The sequence below is a fragment of the Streptomyces sp. NPDC028711 genome, assembly GCF_055565415.1.
Map to the genome: position 1 here is coordinate 22,376 of NZ_JBVHUJ010000014.1, position 19,616 is coordinate 41,991.

At 68.7% G+C, this 19,616-nt stretch carries 17 protein-coding genes and 1 tRNA gene; 8 read left to right on the forward strand and 10 right to left on the reverse strand.

Annotated elements, in window-relative coordinates; all coding sequences use genetic code 11:
- Positions 1–9: 9 nt before the first annotated feature.
- The gene (locus ACZ4VK_RS32845; protein WP_468360297.1) at positions 10–558 is read right to left on the reverse strand and encodes a GNAT family N-acetyltransferase; all 549 of its coding nucleotides are present in this window, start codon (positions 556–558) and stop codon (positions 10–12) included.
- Between the two features lie 244 nt (positions 559–802).
- Between ACZ4VK_RS32845 and ACZ4VK_RS32850 the strand changes: the two genes are divergently transcribed.
- A complete protein-coding gene (locus ACZ4VK_RS32850; protein ID WP_468360300.1) occupies positions 803–1,471 on the forward strand; it encodes a maleylpyruvate isomerase family mycothiol-dependent enzyme in 669 nt (222 codons plus the stop codon).
- 470 nt (positions 1,472–1,941) lie between these two features.
- Here the strand turns inward: ACZ4VK_RS32850 and ACZ4VK_RS32855 are convergent, their stop codons facing one another.
- The 5 genes from ACZ4VK_RS32855 to ACZ4VK_RS32875 form a co-directional block, all read right to left on the reverse strand.
- A complete protein-coding gene (locus ACZ4VK_RS32855) occupies positions 1,942–2,163 on the reverse strand; it encodes a hypothetical protein (protein ID WP_468360303.1) in 222 nt (73 codons plus the stop codon).
- Positions 2,164–2,202: 39 nt separating this feature from the next.
- Complete coding sequence (locus ACZ4VK_RS32860; RefSeq protein ID WP_468360306.1) at positions 2,203–2,400, reverse strand: hypothetical protein; 198 nt, start codon at positions 2,398–2,400, stop codon at positions 2,203–2,205.
- Complete coding sequence (locus ACZ4VK_RS32865) at positions 2,397–3,050, reverse strand: GNAT family N-acetyltransferase (RefSeq protein WP_468360309.1); 654 nt, start codon at positions 3,048–3,050, stop codon at positions 2,397–2,399. The genes ACZ4VK_RS32860 and ACZ4VK_RS32865 overlap by 4 nt, the downstream gene beginning before the upstream one ends.
- Positions 3,047–4,216, reverse strand: a complete 1,170-nt coding sequence (locus ACZ4VK_RS32870) for a ThiF family adenylyltransferase (protein ID WP_468360312.1) — start codon at positions 4,214–4,216, stop codon at positions 3,047–3,049. Before ACZ4VK_RS32870 ends, ACZ4VK_RS32865 begins: the two co-directional genes overlap by 4 nt.
- Positions 4,217–4,463: 247 nt before the next feature.
- Positions 4,464–6,464 (reverse strand): ATP-binding protein, encoded by a 2,001-nt coding sequence (locus ACZ4VK_RS32875; protein WP_468360315.1) that lies wholly within the window; start codon positions 6,462–6,464, stop codon positions 4,464–4,466.
- Between the two features lie 579 nt (positions 6,465–7,043).
- On the opposite strand from ACZ4VK_RS32875, the gene ACZ4VK_RS32880 reads away from it, so the two are divergent.
- From ACZ4VK_RS32880 to ACZ4VK_RS32890, 3 genes are all read left to right on the forward strand, one after another.
- Positions 7,044–9,236, forward strand: a complete 2,193-nt coding sequence (locus ACZ4VK_RS32880; RefSeq protein ID WP_468360318.1) for an FG-GAP repeat domain-containing protein — start codon at positions 7,044–7,046, stop codon at positions 9,234–9,236.
- A gap of 490 nt (positions 9,237–9,726) precedes the next feature.
- Positions 9,727–10,944, forward strand: a complete 1,218-nt coding sequence (locus ACZ4VK_RS32885; protein WP_468360321.1) for a Shedu anti-phage system protein SduA domain-containing protein — start codon at positions 9,727–9,729, stop codon at positions 10,942–10,944.
- The gene (locus ACZ4VK_RS32890; protein ID WP_468360324.1) at positions 10,941–11,267 is read left to right on the forward strand and encodes a hypothetical protein; all 327 of its coding nucleotides are present in this window, start codon (positions 10,941–10,943) and stop codon (positions 11,265–11,267) included. The genes ACZ4VK_RS32885 and ACZ4VK_RS32890 overlap by 4 nt, the downstream gene beginning before the upstream one ends.
- Positions 11,268–11,330: 63 nt before the next feature.
- Here ACZ4VK_RS32890 and ACZ4VK_RS32895 read toward each other — a convergent pair.
- Positions 11,331–11,401 (reverse strand) — tRNA-Gly (locus ACZ4VK_RS32895).
- 400 nt (positions 11,402–11,801) lie between these two features.
- Here ACZ4VK_RS32895 and dcd point away from each other — a divergent pair.
- The gene (gene dcd, locus ACZ4VK_RS32900) at positions 11,802–12,377 is read left to right on the forward strand and encodes a dCTP deaminase (protein WP_030209939.1); all 576 of its coding nucleotides are present in this window, start codon (positions 11,802–11,804) and stop codon (positions 12,375–12,377) included.
- Between the two features lie 13 nt (positions 12,378–12,390).
- Positions 12,391–12,888 carry a phosphoribosyltransferase gene (locus ACZ4VK_RS32905; protein ID WP_030323619.1) on the forward strand — a complete coding sequence of 166 codons (498 nt, stop codon included), beginning with the start codon at positions 12,391–12,393 and terminating at the stop codon, positions 12,886–12,888.
- Positions 12,889–12,957: 69 nt separating this feature from the next.
- Here ACZ4VK_RS32905 and ACZ4VK_RS32910 read toward each other — a convergent pair whose 3' ends face one another.
- From ACZ4VK_RS32910 to ACZ4VK_RS32920, 3 genes are all read right to left on the reverse strand, one after another.
- Positions 12,958–13,833, reverse strand: a complete 876-nt coding sequence (locus tag ACZ4VK_RS32910) for a Yip1 family protein (RefSeq protein ID WP_468360329.1) — start codon at positions 13,831–13,833, stop codon at positions 12,958–12,960.
- 155 nt (positions 13,834–13,988) lie between these two features.
- Positions 13,989–16,250 carry a (Fe-S)-binding protein gene (locus ACZ4VK_RS32915; protein WP_468360332.1) on the reverse strand — a complete coding sequence of 754 codons (2,262 nt, stop codon included), beginning with the start codon at positions 16,248–16,250 and terminating at the stop codon, positions 13,989–13,991.
- Positions 16,251–16,357: 107 nt separating this feature from the next.
- Positions 16,358–16,846: a sugar transferase gene (locus tag ACZ4VK_RS32920; RefSeq protein ID WP_468360335.1), complete on the reverse strand. Its 489-nt coding sequence runs from the start codon at positions 16,844–16,846 to the stop codon at positions 16,358–16,360.
- A 255-nt stretch (positions 16,847–17,101) separates the two neighbouring features.
- On the opposite strand from ACZ4VK_RS32920, the gene dnaK reads away from it, so the two are divergent.
- Positions 17,102–18,943, forward strand: coding sequence for a molecular chaperone DnaK (dnaK, locus tag ACZ4VK_RS32925; protein ID WP_468360338.1), 1,842 nt, complete (start codon positions 17,102–17,104; stop codon positions 18,941–18,943).
- Complete coding sequence (grpE, locus tag ACZ4VK_RS32930) at positions 18,940–19,602, forward strand: nucleotide exchange factor GrpE (protein WP_468360341.1); 663 nt, start codon at positions 18,940–18,942, stop codon at positions 19,600–19,602. The genes dnaK and grpE overlap by 4 nt, the downstream gene beginning before the upstream one ends.
- Positions 19,603–19,616: the final 14 nt, after the last annotated feature.

Here is a 19,616-nt window from a genome sequence, read left to right on the forward strand (position 1 = left end):
TGCCGCCCTTCATCCGGCCGGCGTGGCCGAGGGGCGCACGCCGAACCACTGCTCCGCGCCGTACTCCTCGAACCGCTCGACCTCGATGAAGCCCAGCTTCGCCGCGAGGCGCATCGCCCGGCCGTTGGCGCTCCGGGTCGAGAGCACCACGGGTTCGCCGGGACGTGCGCCGGCGAACCAGTCGAGTGCCGCTGCGCACGCCTCGAAGGCGTACCCGCGTCCCCATGCCTCCGGCAGGAACAGGTAACCGAGCTCGGCTTCCCCGGCCTCCGGGCGGACATGCCCCCGGCGCTCGGCACCGCGGGGGTCGAGCGTGACCACGCCGATCATCGTTCCGTCGAGTTCGACCACGAAACAGCCGGGGCGTCGGCCCGGCACTTCGGGCACGGCGCGCTCGAGTTCGTCGCGAGGCCGGGCGCCACCGATGTGGGTTCCCACCTCCGGCGAGGCGAACAGCTCGACGAACGCCGCGCGGTCCCGGGCCTCGGACTCGCGGAGCACGAGCCGCTCGGTCGGTATCGGGGCGGGCGGCCAGGCGAAGGCTCCGGGTTCGATCACGGCCGGAAACCTATCGCACGCCCGTGAGAACGATCGGCGGAGAAGCCGGGCTCCTGCCTGGCGATCTTTTTCCATCGGTCCGCAACCGGGACCGCTTCGGCGCGCGTGTCGATGATCTGAGAAGCGCGAAGCGGGAAGTCGTTGTCCGCATGGCCGTCACGGGGGTTCGAACCGTCTGGCCGAGAGGACGAGTGAGCGCGGGGCGGCGAGCGGACGGGGGCGGCACGGCGTGGACCATGATCAGGTGCTCGAAGCGTTTCGGCTGGAATGCGAAGCCCTCGGCGACGCCGTGGCCGGACTCTCCGAGGGCGAGTGGAACCTCCCGACACGCTGTACTCCCTGGACCGTACGCGACCTGCTCGGGCACGTCTGCGTGGTGATCGACTGGCTCCCGGCCATGCTGGACGCCCCGGCACCCCGCGAGGCGGAGATCTCCGCGGTGGAGTACTACCGCCCGGACGGCCGCTTCTCACCGCAGACCAACGGCAAGCGGATCGCCTTGGCCCAGGACCGTGCGGCGCGGCCGGCCGGCGGCGCCGCCTTCGCCGAGGACTTCACCGCGACCTGGCGGCGGGTCGACCGGCTGTGCCGGGCCCAAGCAGGCGGTCGGACAGTGCGGACACGCCATGGCGACGCCATGCTCCTGTCGGAGTTCCTCCTCACCCGCGTCGTGGAAGTCGCCGTCCACGGCATCGACCTGGCCGACGCACTCGGACGCGAAGCCTGGCTCACACCGGCGGCTGGTGACGCCGTGACGGAGCTGCTCCTCGGCCCTGAGCACGCCGCGGCGGCCGACGAGCTGGAGTGGAGCCGTCACCGCCTCCTGCGCAAGGCCACCGGCAGAGAGCCGCTGGACGAAGTGGAGGCCGCGCGGATCGATCAGCTCGGCATCCGTTGGCTCGCCCTGGGCTGACGTCCCTCCCCAGGTGCTGAACCGGGCGGCCGCCCGCCTCCCTGTAGGGAGAAGGCCTCGGTGATCCACGAGACGGTGCGCCCGCTCACCGCCGCCTCGTCCGGTGACGGATCGGAGTCCGTCGCACCCGCACGGAGCTGGTCGGCGCACGCCGTGGATGGAGACGGAAACGGATACGCCTCGTGGCCCGATGCCGAAGCCGTCGTCACGAGTGGGAGCTAGCCCGCCTCGCGTCGAGCCGCACTCGTGCCAGAGGTGGACGCCTGCGCGTCCTCGTCGAACAGGAAGGCTTCGGTCTCCCCGAAGTCGGGAGCCTGGAAGGGATGTGTGGAGGGATGCGGTGATGCTGAAGCGGCGCAGGGGGACGCCTCTACCGGAGCGGAGAACGGCGAGGTCAGGTCGATGGGAGGGGTCCTCTTCCTTGCGGGTCCATGAACGGATCTGGTGTGCCGTGACCGGGCACGGCGGTCCTACAGCTTGCTCATCTTGGCGTACGGACTCAGGATCCGCTCTTGCGCCGAGCCGAAATCCACGACCGCCGCGATCCCGTCCTCGACGCCGGTGACCCGGCCGAGGCCGTGCACGTCGTGTGTGACCTGGTCGCCTACGGCGAACTGCTTGGGAGGCAGCGCGACGGGGGCTTTGAAGGGGCTGGTGGGCAAAAAGCGCTTCGGTGCACTGGGCTTTGTCATTGCTGCCAGTATGCGCCCGCACGTAACCGCTACGCCCGTTCACGTCCGCAGCGCGAAGCAGCTGAGAAGAGTCTCGCCGAGAAGGCCCTCCGAGCGGACGTGGACGGGGCAGACTCCCAGGCCCTGGGCGGCGGGCTTGGTGCCGCGCAGACGGGCCCCGATCTCGGCGACGACGAGGTCGCGCGAGGCGGAGGTGTCGCCGGCGTACGGGGCGAGGCCCCCGACGGCAGGATTCATCGGCCGGTCGTCACGTACGCGGACCGTGCCGGTGCGCCCGAAGCGCCGGTAGGGGAAGGGAAGGCGGCACCGCGGAGGATGGCCTGCTCGGCGGGGGTGGCCCGGCGGATCCATGCGGGTGCGAGCGCCGCGTAGGTGGTGACGTCGTGCCACCGGCCCTGGGTGTGGAACAGTTCCCGCAGCGTGGCCTCGGGCTGCAGCCCGGCCGCGAGCATCACCTCGCGCATCCGGGTGTGATCGGCGCGGTGCCCGGCCCAGATGCGGTGCAGCCCCAAGTGACCGAATCCATAGGCCATCAGGAGGCGCCCCGCTTCGTGCCCGTGACCCCGCACAGGTGCGTCGGGGAGCAGGACCAGGCTGGTGAGCATGGCGTTGCGCCCGTAGTCCTCGATGAGCAGGCCCATGGTGCCGACCATGACGTCCTGGCCAGGTGGACAGACGGCGAGGGTGTGCTTGCGTCGCGGATGGGTGTAGGGCTGGGCGAGATGCTGCGCGAACGCGTCCTGGGCCTGACGGGCGTCCATCCGGTCGACACCGAGGTAGCGAGTGAGCACACGGTGGGTGTGGATGCGCTCGAAGGGGGCCAGGTCGGTGGCCCGCAGTTCGCGCAACCACAGGTGTTCACCGTGGAGTTCGGGAAGGTGGTTCACCGGGCTGCTCCCGCGGGGACAGGCTCGGCGTCGATGACGCCGATGATCTCTTCGAGGTCCGTGTAGTAGCGGCCCGAGACCACGGGCGCGCCGAGCAGGATGCGGCGCGCGGTGTCGGTGACCAGGGCGCCGCCCAGCGTCACCCCGCTGGCCAGCTGTGGCCAGCTGGACAGGGAGTGCCCGATCCGACCGAGAGCATCCTTCATGGCAGGACTGAGCCGGCTCTCGTCGCAGACGCGCAGCAGGTAGGCCAAGGCGTCCGCCGGTGTGAGACGCCGTACGTCCTCGGCACTCAGGTCGCCGCCCCGGCCGTGGAACAGAGGACGGTCCGGCTCCAGGTCGAAGCGCTCGACGTCCAGCATCCCCCGGTCGTTGGTGTCCATCAGGACGGGGACACCGTGCCGTCGTGCATGCTCGCGAGCGGCGGTCTTCACCCAGGGGGTGTCACACTCCTCGATCACGAGGTCGAGCGGACGGTCCGCGGCGCCGAAGAAGGCGTCGATGGTGTCCTCGGTGAGTCCCTCCGGCCACAGCTCGATGTCGAGGTAGGGGTCGATCTCGTACATCTGCCGTGCGCACAGCTCTGTCTTGGGCAGCCCCAAGTCGTGCACGCCGGCCCGCAACCGGTTGAGGTTGCTGAGTCCGAGAGTGTCGAAGTCGGCCAGACGAAACGATCCTGCGACGCCCTCTATGGCACAGGTGAGCGCCGCACTGTTGCCCACCGACAGGCCGATCACCCCGATCCGCCGCGCGAGCAGACGCCGCTGCTCGGCAGTGGTGATCTTGCCCCGGTTGCGGTCGGTGCGCACCCGTCGGAACTCCTCGCAGGGCAGCACATGCACGAGGCGCCCGGACCACGGGTACCACGCCCACGTTCCGTAACGGCTGAGCTCGGCGCCACCGGTCAGCTCTTCCACGGCTTCCGCCAGCCGACGTCCCGTGAGGACGTCATGAGGGCGCGAGCAGCGCGCCAGTTCGGCGAGCTGCTCGTCGATGCGGTCATGTCGCTCGCGCACGCGGCCGGAGTCGAGCAGGGCGTCGAGGACGGCCCGGTCGTCCTCCTCGGCGGGGCGTAGAAGGGTGGGACGGACGGAGAGCTCCCGTCCCGGTGGCATCGGCATGGAGTACTGCGGGTCACCCGTACTTTCGGGAAACGAATTGATCACGAGGCCGGAAGCTACCAGCGTGTGATCTTTGAATCCCTCTGCGCGAGGGGGCGTACGTGGTCGAATTCGTGCGCGGTATTTCACCACCTCACGCCCCCTTGCACCGACGCGCTCCCGAAGGCGACCTTGGCCAGGTGGCACAACGCTTTTCGCCACGCCGGACCAGCGCGGAGAAAGTCGTACCGGGCGCGGCAAACGGGTGACGGCCCGGGAAAGTCATCTCTTATGATCGCGCCGCGCCGACGCCCTACAGGGGTGGTTCACCGCCGGCCGCCCAGGCGAGCATCTCGCCGGGGTCGGCATGGGCGGCCTCGCTGCGGTACGACTCGTAGGCAACCGCACCCACCAGCCTGCGTGCGGTGTCCTCGCCCGCCTCGCGCAGCGGGGCCACGTCCGGAGCGCCACGCTGCGGATGCCCCACCGCGTCCCACAGCCGCTGGCCCGCGCCGGATGCGAGCGCCGCGGAATAGCCGTCTCCGTTGGCGGAGAAGGCCGCGGCCAGCATGTCGAGGCCCAGCGCGATGCCGAAGGTGTCGCCGATCTGCTGCTTCGCGTGCAGCATCGAACGGGCGTACTCCAGGGCCAGTTCACTGTCCCCCTCACGCAGCGCGATCACACACATCTGGTAATCGGCATACGAGCGGATCCAGTGCTCGCCCATGGCGACACACTCCGCGCGCAGGACCGTGGCCGACTCCAGACTCTCCTCCAACTCCCCGAGCCCGGTGAGGGCGAACAGACGCAGCATCCGGCACATCATCACGGCCTGGGGAGCGGCGTCCGTGCCGTGTGCGTCCGCGTTCCGCAGGGCCTGCTCCAGAAGCTCCAGGCTCGGCCGGGGATTGCCCCGCAGAAGGTCGCTCATGGCCTGCAGATAGGCGGCCCGCAGCAGCGCCGCCGCATCCCCGGTGACACGGGCGTGCTCCAGGCACTGGCGCGCCAGGTGCGTCCCCGCGGCATGATTTCCCTGCAGGAGATAGGTCAAGCCGAGGGCCCACAAAGCTCGTTGCCGCACGGGCCCCTGGCTGTCGCAGGCCTTCAGCGTGCGTGAGAGATAGAGCTGCGCGGTGTGCGCATGTCCGCAGCAAGTCCAGTAGAAGCCCGTCAAGGTGGCCAGCTCGAGCGCCGCGTCGACGTCGTGGACGATCAAGTGGTCCAGGGCCGCACACAGATCGGGGTGCGCCTCCTTGATGGTGCGATACCAGCCGGTCTGCTCGGCACTCGTCCACGTGGCGTCCGCATGCCGCGCCTCAGTCAGGAAGTACGAGGCGTGCCGGCTCGCCATCGCGTCCAGCTCGCCGAGCTCGGCGAGCCACAGACGTCCGTATTCACGCACCGTGTCGAGCAACAGGTAGCGCCCGCGTCTGCGGGTCACGACGGACTTGTCCACCAGCCTCTCCAGAGCGTGGCCCACGTCGAGGGCGGAGAGCGGCCCACCGGCGCACAAGGCCACTGCCAGGGTCTCGTCGAAGTGCCCTTGGACAATGGACAGCCGCGCCCACAGCAGACGCTCCGCAGGCGTGCACAGTTCATGGCTCCACCCCAGGGCGGTCCGCAGCACGTCGTGCCGGCGGGGCGCCACTGGACGCACCTCATCCTCCCCCCGGCTCAACTCGTGCCGCGGGCGCCGCAGAAGGTCCTCGATGCCGCAGTGCCGCAGTGCCCCCGCGGCGAGCTCCAGCGCCAACGGAAGCCCGTCGAGGTAGGAACACAGCTCGGTGACCTGGTTCAGGTCCCCGGGCTCGGGCACGTGCCCCAATTCCGTGGCACGCCGCAGAAACAACTCGGGGGCATCCGTGGCACACGGCAGCGGTTCGACGACAACGACGTACTCCCCGTCCAGGTGGAACATTTCGCGGCTGGTGGCCACGATCCTCAGATGCGGACACTTCTCGAGCAGCCTCCGCAGCAGGCTCCGGCACGCGGTCAGCACATGCTCACAGGAATCGAGCACGAGCAGCAGTTCGCGATCGCCGATCCAGTCGCAGATCACATCCACCGGCATCCTCGGCGTGTGATCGGACAGACCGCACGCATCAGCCACGAGCGCCGCGAGCAGGCCGTCATCGCGCAGCTGCCACAGATCCGCCCAGCAGGAATCCTCCGCGGCGGCCACCAGGCCGAGGTCCACCACCTGCCGCGCAAGCCGCGACTTGCCGACGCCCGCCACACCGGTCACGGTCACCAGCCGGCAGACCTTCAACGCGCTCTGGAGCTCAGCCAGTTCCCGCTCGCGCCCTACGAACACGGCCCCCATCCTTCCCCTACCCGTGGATAGGCTTCCGGCCCGGCGCGACGGCCTCCTTCATGCCGACGGGCTGCACAGAGGGACACGTATCGCGTGTCCTGCGGCAAGACCCCGGAGCTGGGGCCGCGCCGAGAACGAAAGCGTGCACGCATCCTGGCAGCCCGGGCCTGATCACGGAATACGAATGACGATGGTCGAACCGGCACCACCACCGAGACCGTCACAGGGACCCGGCAGTCGCCGCCTGCCGTACCGTCCCGGCCCGGCTGCGTGGAACGCTTTCACGCCGATGACCGCCGTGACGGCGACCTGGCGGCGCCGAGGGAACGCGTCTCGGTGGGCAGGTCGGCGTGGCCGCGCCGCAGCTGGTCGAGCCCGCTGAGGGCGGCGGTGCCCCAGGTGCCGAGGCCGGCGATCAGGAGAGCGGAGCCGGTGCGGTGTGCGCGCCCAGAGAGGGTCGAGACAACGACGAGTTGGTTCCGACTTCCGAACGGCCGTACAACCCTGAACGGCCGTCGTGAGTCGCTGTGGTCGTGGCACCTGGAGGTGCCACGACCACAGTGCCCGAGAGGACTTCCCTTGGACCACCTCAGCCCCGCCGGTCGGCGCCTCGCCGTTGCCGCCGCCGTGGCCCTCGCTGTGACGGCCGGCGTCCTGACCGCCCCAGCCCTCGCGGCCGGCCCGGCGGTCTCGGCATCCGCCACGACCCAGCATCAGGCGATCTCCTTGCCGCCCGGCACGGTCGCTCTCTCCGGCGGGCCCGTGGGCTTCCTGTCACGTCACAAGGAGGGCGAGACCGACGTCTACACGTGGACGCGGTATGACGGCACCCGGACCCCGCTGCCCGGCGGGCCGTACGAGGCGAACACGGGCACGGATACGGTCGTCCGGGTCGACGGCACCACACGCACCTTCCTGGACATGGCCACGGGCGAAGAGCTGGTCTCCTACGACCTCGGCGGGGTCTACGGCGCCCTCCGGTACCAGGGGACCACGCTCGTTGCCTCGAAGAGGGTGGACAACCGGCAGGAGCTGCACCTGCTCGACAAGGACGACCAGGGCCGGGTCGTGGACCGGACGGTGACCGGCCTGCCGGAGGGCATGGCGTGGCGGGCCGCGGAAAACTCGGACCCGGACACGTTGCTGCTCCGCGGCGTCAAGGTCACGGACGGGATATGGCAGCAGCGGCTGGCCCTCGTGGACCTCGCCTCGGCCTCGGTGACGGCGACGTACGACATTCTGAACAACAAGAACGTCGTCCGTCCCGTCAGCGGGTCGCGGACGCACGTGATCTGGCAGGAGCGGGATGCCGAGGGGAAGGCCGTCTTGGCCGTGGCACCGCGAGGCTCCCAGGAGGTCAGCCGCAGCAAGTGGGTGGAGAGGGCGAACGAGACCACGCTGAAGCTCGGTCTCGCGGGCGACTGGGCCGTGTACAGCGACCCCGGTGCTTTCACCGCCCTGCGCCCGTTGGGTCTGCCCGGACTGATCGCCCAATCGCTGATGACGGGCGAGTCCATCCAGCTCCTCGCGCACGCCACTTCCGTCGTCCCGACCGCCGACGGCGGTCTGATCGCGACCGGCGGCACGATCGAGCACGGTGAGGGGCTGTACCGGATCACACCTGACGCGAACGACGGTCGGCCGACCGTGTCCGTCCTGGCGACCACCGGACTCCCCACCGTCCTCACCGCCCTGTCCGAGCCTCTGGCGCCGTCCGGCGTGATCGACCTCGACCAGGCCGGCGGGAAGGTGCCGGCCGCTTGGACGCTCAGCCGCTCCGGCGCACGCGTCACCATGAAGCTGGTCCACGCCGCCACGGGTGTGTCCGGCACCGTCGTGGCCTGGGCGCCCGTGACGGGCACGACGGACTTCCGCCTGGACTGGGACGGCCTCCTCGACAAGTTCCCGGCGTACCGGGGCGCGTACACGTGGACGATGACGGCCGAGCCCGCCAACGGCATCGGCCCGGCCGTCGAGCGCACCGGCTCGTTCACCGTCACCCGCGCGCCCCGCCCGCACGACTTCGACGGCAACGGCTCACCGGACATCTTCAGCCGCTCATCGTCCGGTGTCCTGTCCCTGTACGACGTCGGCCAGCTCCGGTACTTGACGTACGACAAGACGCAGCGCCGGACCGGGATCGGCGGCGGGTGGAACGTGTACGACCGGATCGTCCCCGCCACCACCGGTCTCGTCGCCCGCGACAAGTACGGCATTCTCTGGTCGTACGAGGGCAAGGGCAACGGCACCCTCACCCCCCGCAAGCGGGTCGGCGGTGGGTGGAACATCTACGACAAGTTCACCAGCGGCTCCGATCTGACCGGCGACGGCCGAGACGACCTCCTCGCCACGGACAAGGCCGGCGTGCTGTGGCTGTACCCCGGCATGGGGGACGGCACCTTCGCCGCCCGCAAGAAGATCGGCAGCGGCTGGGGCGTCTACAACCAGCTGACCGCCACAGGCAACCTCGCGGGCGCCCCGGCCGGTGACCTCGTTGCCCGCGACAGATCAGGCGTGCTGTGGCTCTACCTTGGCAAGGGCGACGGCACCTTCGCCCCCCGCGTACGGATCGGCGGCGGCTGGGGCCCGTACCGGATCATCGGCCCGGGGGACGTCGACGGCGACGGTCGGAACGACCTGGTCACCGTCCCCGGGGATGGCAGCCCCAACACGTACATGAGGTTCTATTACGGCACGGGCCAGTGGAAGACGCCGATTCCCGCCGCCGAACCACCCGGTGCCCACCTGACGGGATTGGACCCGCTCCTCTGACCAGCTGATGCCACGTCGGGTGTGATGAGGTCCGGACAACAAGCAAGCCCCAGGTCACTGACCTGGGGCTTTGCAATGGAGCGGATGACGGGAATCGAACCCGCGCTATAAGCTTGGGAATCACCCGGCATTTGACCTGCGTAAGGGCCCTGACCTGCGGAAATGTCAACTCGGCCCCGTCCCCTCAGCGTCTGGCGGCTCCCCTGTTGTCCGCTGTTCACCGCCTCTACTGGCACACACCCGCACGCCCCTTGGATGATGTGCGGGTGCGTCGGTGACCACCTCCTGCTGGGGCGAGACGTCAGATCGAGACAACGGCGGAACCTCGGGGGCTCGGACCTGGGGGCTGCTGTTCATCGCTCCCAGGGAGACGGTTGGGGCACAGAGCGCGTAGGGTTCCCCACCCTTCGAAGACTTGTTTATCGAGCCGGTCCGGCCACGATCCACTCGCCCCGGCGTCGTTGTCAGTGTCTCTCTCTAAGGTCACCGCATGACGACATTCCGTTCAGGCTTCACGCTCTGGCAGATGGTCAGCGGGGCACGGGGGCTCACTGAGCACCCGAGCGTGCTGGAGCGCATCGATGCAGTGCTGCACATCATGGGTCCTGCCTTCGGCGGGACTGGGTACGGCAAGGGCAGGCCATTGGTGAACGCCTTGGAGGATGTTGCCCAAGAATCGCTCCTGCTCGGAGACTTCGCTCTCGCGCAGCGGTTCCAGCGCTTCGCCGCCTATGCCGGCGGCGAACTGTTCCTCGAAATCCTGGAGAACTACTACGACGAGAAGGCTCGGCATAGTAGCGAGGAAGGCATGCACAGGCTGGTGGCCATGGGCGCCGATCGAGCGGTGGCCGTTTTGGACGCCCTCTCCAAGGACGACCCCGAGGCAACGGTGGCCGATGCGCGGGACCTCTTTCGCGGTATAGCCCTGTCCGTGGACCATTTGGGCCTTGGTACGGGGGAGGGCGGGATTCGGCTGCCCACTCGAGAGAGGAGGCGGCTCCAGCAGTACGGGCACATGGAGCTGGTCCTGAAGAACCTGCCGCGACCGGCCTCGGCCGAGGCGGCGCGGATGGTGGGCGACTTCCTCGCGGATGCCGACGCGGGGCTGCTCGCTCAGTTGCTGGAGCTGAAGGCCCGGCGAGCGGGTCTCGACGCTTTGCGTGCTGTGGTGGAGGACGAGACGAGCTCGGAGAGCGCCCTTCACGCCCGTCTGAAGAATCAGGAGTGGATCTTCGGCGGTGCCTACGTGGCAGAACTGGCACGTAGGCAGTACACCGAGCACACGATTCTGGATATCCCGCTTCTGCGTGGTGATGGGGCTCTTCACGTGGTGGAGCTCAAGCGCGCCAACATCAAGGACCTGGTGATTCGCCGCAGCGGCCACCTCATGTTGGGTGCCGCAGCCCACCACGCGGTGTCGCAGGCGCAGAACTACCTCCGCACCATGGACGAGAACCGCAAGGCCATCCTCGCGGACCATGGAGTCGATACCCGTAGAGCCTCGGCAACGGTTGTGATCGGGCATCCGCGATTCGTCAGTGCGGGCATTACCTCCCAGGACATCGCGGAGACACTCCGCACCTACAACACACACGCGGCACGCATTGAAGTGATCACGTACGAAACCCTGCTGGAGTCAGCATCCCGAATGCTGGCCCTCGCGTCGGCGCAGCAGGATCCTGACCAGACAGAGGAGCCCACGGCATGACCGAAGACAACCGGCCTGCGATCGAACAGTTGCTGGCCCGCCTGTGCGGTGGCGTGATTACAGGCAAGGACTACGTCGGCTACTTCCTCAACGAGCATGGAGAAGAGCTCGTCTTCGCCCAGCGCCGGGGAGAGAAGACCGCCCGGTTCTGGCACAGCGACGCCGACTGGCAGATGGTCCGCGTCGACGACCACTCAGTACGGGTCGGCAGCGTGATGGACGGGGTGATCACCGTCGGCGACCTGATCATCGATCGCAATGAGGCGACATGGCTGTCCTCATGCCTTGCCGCCTCCCGCCGCCTGCGTCAGAAGCACGGCTGACACGTTGCTCGGAGAAGGGACAACGACGAAGGCCCAGGTCGCTGACCTGGGCCTTCTCTCAAGAGCGGATGACGGGAATCGAACCCGCGCTATAAGCTTGGGAAGCTCATGTTCTACCATTAAACTACATCCGCGCAGCGGCCGGGTGATCCGTGCCGCATTGTTGCACACTGTACCCCATGTGCCACTTGAGGCGAAGCTCTGGCTTTTCGGGTGCGGAGTGCCGTCTGGAGGGTGTCCCGTTCATCCCCTAATGTGGCTGCTCGTCCAGCACGTGTGTAGGGGAAGGGACTTGATGGGTCCGATGGAGCGCACCGTCGTCCGTTGTGCCGAAGGGCATGTGTTCAGTACCGCCTCGTTCCCGCTTCAGCAGCTCGGGACCGGGCGGATCGGGCCGGGGCGGCTCATCCGGTGTCCGCGCTGTGCGCGGCTGCGGCATGCGGTGCCCGTGGAGCTCGGGCGGCGCTGACCGGTGCCGGGGCGCGGATGCCTGCCGATTGCGGCAGGTCCGCGCCCTCTGCGTATCGTGGGGGCGTGCTTCTCTCAGACAAGGACATCCGGGCCGAGATCGATGCCGGACGGGTGCGCATCGACCCGTACGACGAATCCATGGTGCAGCCCTCGAGCATCGACGTGAGGCTTGACCGCTTCTTCCGGGTGTTCGAGAACCACCGCCACCCCCACATCGACCCCGCCGTCGAGCAGCTCGACCTGACCCGTGAGGTCGAGCCCGAGGGCGACGAGGCGTTCATCCTCCACCCCGGCGAGTTCGTGCTCGCCTCGACGTACGAGGTCATCACCCTCCCGGACGACATCGCGTCGCGGCTTGAGGGGAAGAGCTCCCTGGGGCGGCTCGGGCTGGTCACGCATTCGACCGCCGGCTTCATCGACCCCGGGTTCTCCGGGCACGTGACCCTGGAGCTGTCGAACCTCGCCACCCTGCCGATCAAGCTCTGGCCGGGCATGAAGATCGGGCAGCTCTGCATGTTCCGTTTGAGCTCGCCCGCCGAGTTCCCGTACGGGAGCGAGCGGTACGGCTCCCGTTACCAGGGGCAGCGGGGGCCGACGGCCTCCCGCTCGTTCATGAACTTCCATCGGACCCAGGTGTGAGGCGGTCGCAGGCATGAGTGAAGTACGCGAGAACCTGACGTACGAGGGTTTCGGGCGCGCGGTCCGTGAGCTGGCGCAGACCATCGCCGATGACGGTTACGAGCCCGACATCGTCCTTTCCATCGCCCGTGGCGGGGTCTTCGTCGCCGGCGGCCTGGCGTATGCCCTGGACTGCAAGAACATCCACCTCGTGAACGTGGAGTTCTACACCGGGGTGGGGACCACCCTGGAGATGCCGGTCATGCTGGCGCCCGTGCCCGACGCGATCGACTTCTCCGACAAGAAGGTCCTGATCACGGACGACGTCGCCGACACCGGCAAGACCCTCAAGCTCGTCCACGACTTCTGCGTCGACCACGTCGCCGAGGTCCGCTCGGCCGTCATCTACGAGAAGTCGCACTCCCTCGTGAAGTGCGAGTACGTGTGGAAGAAGACCGACGAGTGGATCAACTTCCCCTGGTCGGTCGAGCCGCCCGTCGTGAAGCGCGAGGGCCAGGTTCTCGACGCCTGACCCCCGGAGATACGAGGAGAGGGCCCCCACCGGCAGACGGTGGGGGCCCTCTCTCTTCTCGTGGTTCTCCTACAGCGTGCCCAGCTTGATCAGGCTCAGCAGCGCCACCAGCTGGATCGCCGACGCGCCCAGGGCCTTCGGCCACGGCAGGTCGTGTGAGCGGCTCACCATCACCGTGAAGAGCGCGCCCGCCGCCAGCCAGGTCAGCCAGCCGATCACCTGCACGAGGCCGTTCTCGCCGCCCAGGAAGAGCGCGAAGATCAGCCGGGGCGCGTCCGTGAGCGACATGATCAGCATGGAGAGGCCCACGGTCGGCTGCCAGGCCCCGTCGCCGCCCAGCTGCCGCGCCAGGGTGTGGGTCACCGCGCCCAGGATCAGTCCGCCGACGACGAAGCCGAGGGCGGTCATGAGGACGTACGGGATCGCCGTCGACAGCGTCGCGTTGATCGCCTCTTCGCGCGCCTGGTCGAAGCCGAAGATGGCGAGCAGTCCGTAGAGGAAGGTCACGATCAGCGCGGGGCCCCAGACGGCGTGGTCCCGCATCCGCAGGAACGTGTCCGCGGGGCGGAGCACGATGCCGCTCAGGAGCGCCTGCCAGCGGAGCCGGGGGCCCGTCGGGGGCGGCGGCGCCTGGTAGCCCCCCGCCTGGGCGTACGGGTCGTCGACGCTGAACATCTGGGTGTGGCCCGGGTTGTTCGCCGTGGCCGCGTGGGGGTGCTGCGGCCGGCCGTACGGCTCGCCGAAGTACTCCGGCTCCCCGTAGGGCTGCTGCTGTTGCCCGCCCTGCTGCTGCCCGTACGGGGCCGGGGTCTGGCCCTGGCCCTGCGGGGGCCAATGCTGCTGCGGGTGCGGCGGCGGGGCCGCGTTGTACCCGTACGGCGCCTGCTGCGGTTGTTGTTGCGGGGGGCGGTTGTCCCTGCCGCGTCCGTTCCTGAATCCAGCCACGTCGTCGAACGTACCCGCTTCCGCCGTGCGGGCGCTCCCCAGGCCGCCCCTTGCCACTGAGCTGTGACATCCCCTAGGGGATGTCGAACCTCGGGGGACGACGAGAAGGGCCGCCCCGCGATCTCGCGGGGCGGCCCTTCTCCGGTGGATCAGGCTCAGACGGCCGGCTCCGGCTCCTCCGAGGACTCCGACTCGGGCTCCGGCTCGGCCGGGGTCTTCACCGACTCCAGGAGCAGCTGGGCCACGTCGACGACCGTGACGTGCTCCTTGGCCTTGCCGTCGTTCTTCTTGCCGTTGACCGAGTCGGTCAGCATGACGAGGCAGAAGGGGCAGGCGGTGGAGACGATGTCCGGGTTGAGGGACAGGGCCTCCTCGACGCGCTCGTTGTTGATGCGCTTGCCGATGCGCTCCTCCATCCACATCCGGGCACCGCCGGCGCCGCAGCAGAAGCCGCGCTCCTTGTGGCGGTGCATCTCCTGCTGGCGCAGGCCGGGGACGGCGGACATGATCTCGCGCGGCGGCGTGTAGACCTTGTTGTGACGGCCCAGGTAGCACGGGTCGTGGTACGTGATGAGGCCGTCGACCGGGGTCACCGGGACCAGCTTGCCCTCGTCGATGAGGTGCTGGAGCAGCTGGGTGTGGTGGATGACCTCGTACTCGCCGCCGAGCTGCGGGTACTCGTTGGCGATGGTGTTGAAGCAGTGCGGGCAGGTGGAGACGATCCGCTTGGCCGACTTCGGCTTCCGGGTCGACGGATCTTCATCGTCTTCGCCGAACGCCATGTTCAGCATCGCGACGTTCTCGGCGGCGAGCTGCTGGAAGAGCGGCTCGTTGCCCAGGCGGCGGGGGGAGTCACCGGTGCACTTCTCGTCGCCGCCCATGATGGCGAACTTGACGCCCGCCATGTGGAGCAGCTCCGCGAAGGCCTTGGTGGTCTTCTTGGCCCGGTCCTCCAGGGCGCCGGCGCAGCCGACCCAGTAGAGGTAGTCGAACTCGGAGAGGTCCTCCGCGTCCTTGCCGATGATCGGGACGTCGAAGTCGACCTCCTTGGTCCACTCGACGCGCTGCTTCTTCGCCAGGCCCCAGGGGTTGCCCTTCTTCTCCAGGTTCTTGAGCATCGTGCCCGCCTCGGACGGGAACGCGGACTCGATCATCACCTGGTAGCGGCGCATGTCGACGATGTGGTCGATGTGCTCGATGTCGACCGGGCACTGCTCGACGCAGGCGCCGCAGGTGGTGCAGGACCACAGGACGTCGGGGTCGATGACGCCGTTCTCCTCGGCGGTGCCGATGAGGGGGCGCTCGGCCTCGGCGAGGGCCGACGCGGGGACGTCCTTGAGCTGCTCGGGCGTGGCCTTCTCGTTGCCCTCCATGTCCTTGCCGCCGCCCGCGAGGAGGTACGGCGCCTTGGCGTGCGCGTGGTCGCGCAGCGACATGATGAGGAGCTTGGGGGAGAGGGGCTTGCCGGTGTTCCAGGCGGGGCACTGCGACTGGCAGCGGCCGCACTCGGTGCAGGTGGAGAAGTCGAGGATGCCCTTCCAGGAGAACTGCTCGACCTGGGAGACACCGAAGACGGCGTCCTCGGCCGGGTCCTCCCAGTCGATCTCCTTGCCGCCGGTGCTCATCGGCTGGAGCGCGCCGAGGGCGGTGGAGCCGTCGGCGTTGCGCTTGAACCAGATGTTCGGGAAGCCGAGGAAGCGGTGCCAGGCGACGCCCATGTTGGTGTTGAGCGAGACCGTGATCATCCAGGTGAAGGAGGTGACGATCTTGAGCGCGGCGAAGAAGTACGTGAGGTACTGGATCGTGCTCAGGCTCAGGCCGTCGAGCAGCGCGATCAGCGGGTACGAGGCGAAGAAGCCCGGCTCCCAGCTCGTCACGTGGTGCTGGACGCCTTCGAGGGCGCGCAGCGTCATGATGCAGACGCCGACGATCAGGATGACCGCTTCGACGAAGTAGGCCTGGCCCGTCTTGGAGCCGGTGAAGCGGGACTTGCGGCCCGCCCGGGTCGGCCTGCTGAGCTGCCGGATCACGATGAGGGTGACGATGCCGAGGACCGTCATCAGGCCGAGGAACTCGGTGAAGATCTCGTACGGCAGCCAGTCGCCGATGATCGGGATCAGCCAGTCGGCCTGGAAGAGCTGGCCGAAGGCGTTCACGATCGTCAGGAGCAGCGAGAAGAAGCCCACCGCCACGAACCAGTGCGCGAAGCCGACGATGCCCCAGCGGTTCATGCGCGTGTGGCCGAGGAACTCCTTGACCAGCGTGATGGTGCGCTGCTTGGGGTCACCGGTGCGCGTGCCGGCGGGCACCGGCTGACCGAGCCGCACGAAGCGGTAGATCTGCACGGTGGCGCGGCCGAACAGCGCGACGGCCACCACCGTGATGACGATCGACACGATGATCGCGGCGAGTTGCATGAAGGGCTCCTCGGGCGGGCCTACTAAGCGGTAACTTATCGAGTTCCTGCTGAGATTACCCGGTCACGGCGCCGCGCTGTAGCGGCGCTCGCGGTGATATGTGTCGCTCAGGCAAACCTTGCCGCGCGACGCCTGCGTACTGCTGGAAGCGTACGCGCCAGGATCCTCAGATCCATCCCCAGCCAGTGGTGGTCCACATAGTGGAGGTCGAGCAGCTCGCGCTCCTCCCACGGGAGGTCCGAGCGGCCGCTGATCTGCCACGGGCCGGTGAGTCCCGGCCGTACGGAGAGCCGGCGGCGCCCCTCGCCCGCGCACTCGCGGTGGGACGGGCTCAGCGGGCACGGTCCGACCAGCGACATCTGGCCGACGACGACGTGCAGCAGGAGCGGCAGGGCGGCCAGCGGGCTCCTCGTGCGGAAGGTCAGCATCGTGAAGGGCCGCCCCCCGAGACCGGCCACCGTGCGGCGGCGCAGGACCCCGCGCCCCGGGGGCGCCGAGCCGAGGGCGACCGAGAGGGCCACGGCGGCGAGCACCGGGGAGAGCGCCGCCAGGAGGGCGAGCCCGCCCAGGACGTCGAACGTGCGCTTGGCCGTCATTCCCCCACACCCTTCCGAGTGGCGACCGAGAATCATGGGATATTCGTGGGATATGCCTGCTTTGCCCGTTGAGGGGCATGCGGACTCTCTCACCCGCACCCTGTCCGGTCCGGGATCGACGCGCTCCCGCGCCGCGGCTGAGCGGGGCGCCGGATGAAGAGTTGAGTCGACTCCACTCAGGTCTGTTGACTCGCCGACGGGTGTCATGCATCCTTGAGTGAGTTCCACTCAAGTACGTCAGCTGGAGGAATCGAAATGGCACGTGCGGTCGGCATCGACCTGGGCACGACTAACTCCGTCGTCAGCGTTCTGGAAGGCGGCGAGCCCACCGTCATCACCAACGCCGAGGGCGCCAGGACCACGCCGTCCGTCGTCGCCTTCGCGAAGAACGGCGAGGTGCTCGTCGGCGAGGTGGCGAAGCGTCAGGCCGTCACCAACGTCGACAGGACCATCCGGTCGGTCAAGCGCCACATGGGCACCGACTGGAAGATCGAGATCGACGGCAAGAACTTCAACCCGCAGCAGATGAGCGCCTTCATCCTGCAGAAGCTGAAGCGCGACGCCGAGGCGTACCTGGGTGAGAAGGTCGTCGACGCGGTCATCACCGTCCCGGCGTACTTCAACGACTCCGAGCGTCAGGCGACCAAGGAGGCCGGTGAGATCGCGGGCCTCAACGTCCTGCGCATCGTCAACGAGCCGACCGCCGCCGCCCTCGCGTACGGCCTCGACAAGGACGACCAGACGATCCTCGTCTTCGACCTCGGTGGCGGCACCTTCGACGTGTCCCTCCTGGAGATCGGCGACGGCGTCGTCGAGGTGAAGGCCACCAACGGTGACAACCACCTCGGTGGTGACGACTGGGACCAGCGCGTCGTCGACTACCTGGTGACGCAGTTCCAGAACGGCCACGGCGTGGACCTGGCCAAGGACAAGATGGCTCTCCAGCGTCTCCGCGAGGCCGCGGAGAAGGCGAAGATCGAGCTGTCGTCCTCGACCGAGACGTCGATCAACCTGCCCTACATCACGGCTTCCGCCGAGGGCCCGCTGCACCTGGACGAGAAGCTCACGCGCGCCCAGTTCCAGCAGCTGACCTCGGACCTGCTCGACCGCTGCAAGGTGCCGTTCCACAACGTCATCAAGGACGCGGGCATCAACCTCTCCGAGATCGACCACGTCGTTCTCGTCGGTGGTTCGACCCGCATGCCGGCCGTCGCCGAGCTCGTCAAGGAGCTGACCGGCGGTCAGGACGCCAACAAGGGCGTCAACCCGGACGAGGTCGTCGCCATCGGCGCCGCGCTCCAGGCCGGTGTCCTCAAGGGTGAGGTCAAGGACGTCCTGCTCCTCGACGTGACCCCGCTGTCCCTCGGCATCGAGACCAAGGGCGGCATCATGACCAAGCTCATCGAGCGCAACACCACGATCCCGACCAAGCGGTCCGAGATCTTCACGACGGCCGAGGACAACCAGCCGTCCGTGCAGATCCAGGTCTACCAGGGCGAGCGCGAGATCGCGGCGTACAACAAGAAGCTCGGCATGTTCGAGCTGACCGGTCTGCCGCCGGCCCCGCGCGGGGTCCCGCAGATCGAGGTCGCCTTCGACATCGACGCCAACGGCATCATGCACGTGACCGCGAAGGACCTGGGCACGGGCAAGGAGCAGAAGATGACCGTCACCGGCGGCTCCTCGCTGCCGAAGGACGAGGTCGACCGGATGCGCCAGGAGGCCGAGCAGTACGCGGACGAGGACCACCGTCGCCGCGAGGCCGCCGAGTCCCGCAACCAGGGCGAGCAGCTCGTCTACCAGACGGAGAAGTTCCTCAAGGACAACGAGGACAAGGTCCCCGGTGACGTCAAGACCGAGGTCGAGGCGGCGCTCTCCGAGCTGAAGGAGAAGCTCAAGGGCGAGGACACCGCGGAGATCCGCACCGCCACCGAGAAGGTCGCGGCCGTCTCCCAGAAGCTCGGCCAGGCGCTGTACGCCGACGCCCAGGGCGCCCAGGCCGCCGGCGGCGATGCCGGTCAGGCCCAGGCGCAGGACGACGACGTCGTCGACGCCGAGATCATCGACGACGAGCCCAAGAAGGGTGGCCAGGCGTGACCGAGGAGACCCCGGGCTTCGAGGAGAAGCCCGACGTCCCCTCCGGCGCCACCCCTGACGACGCCGCCGAGGCCGTCGAGTCCTCCGCCACGGAGGACACGACGGCCCCGGCCGGGGACGAAAGCAGCCAGAAGTCGGCCGGTACCGCGGGCCTCACCGCCCAGCTGGACCAGGTCCGTTCCGCGCTCGACGAGCGCACCGCGGACCTCCAGCGGCTCCAGGCCGAATACCAGAACTACCGCCGCCGCGTGGAGCGGGACCGGGTCACGGTCAAGGAGATCGCCGTCGCGAGCCTCCTGTCCGAGCTCCTCCCCGTGCTCGACGACGTCGGCAGGGCCCGGGACCACGGCGAGCTCGTGGGCGGGTTCAAGTCGGTGGCCGAATCGCTGGAGACCGTCGTCGCCAAGCTGGGTCTGCAGCAGTTCGGCAAGGAGGGCGAGCCCTTCGACCCGACGATCCACGAGGCCCTGATGCACTCGTACGCGCCGGACGTCACCGAGACGACCTGCGTGGCGATCCTGCAGCCCGGGTATCGAATCGGCGAGCGGACCATCCGGCCCGCCCGCGTGGCCGTCGCCGAGCCCCAGCCGGGCGCGGCTCCGGCCAAGGAGGACGGCACGTCGGCCGACGAGGAGAGCGGTGCCCCCGACGAGGGGTGACGCGCCGATCGTCG

Bases quoted from the DNA above. Each gene is read 5' to 3' on its own strand.
- ACZ4VK_RS32885 (WP_468360321.1), top strand. From the start codon at position 9,727: ATGACGACATTCCGTTCAGGCTTCACGCTCTGGCAGATGGTCAGCGGG.
- ACZ4VK_RS32920 (WP_468360335.1), bottom strand. From the start codon at position 16,846: ATGACGGCCAAGCGCACGTTCGACGTCCTGGGCGGGCTCGCCCTCCTG.
- dnaK (WP_468360338.1), top strand. From the start codon at position 17,102: ATGGCACGTGCGGTCGGCATCGACCTGGGCACGACTAACTCCGTCGTC.
- ACZ4VK_RS32890 (WP_468360324.1), top strand. From the start codon at position 10,941: ATGACCGAAGACAACCGGCCTGCGATCGAACAGTTGCTGGCCCGCCTG.
- ACZ4VK_RS32855 (WP_468360303.1), bottom strand. From the start codon at position 2,163: ATGACAAAGCCCAGTGCACCGAAGCGCTTTTTGCCCACCAGCCCCTTC.
- ACZ4VK_RS32915 (WP_468360332.1), bottom strand. From the start codon at position 16,250: ATGCAACTCGCCGCGATCATCGTGTCGATCGTCATCACGGTGGTGGCC.
- ACZ4VK_RS32860 (WP_468360306.1), bottom strand. From the start codon at position 2,400: ATGAATCCTGCCGTCGGGGGCCTCGCCCCGTACGCCGGCGACACCTCC.
- ACZ4VK_RS32905 (WP_030323619.1), top strand. From the start codon at position 12,391: ATGAGTGAAGTACGCGAGAACCTGACGTACGAGGGTTTCGGGCGCGCG.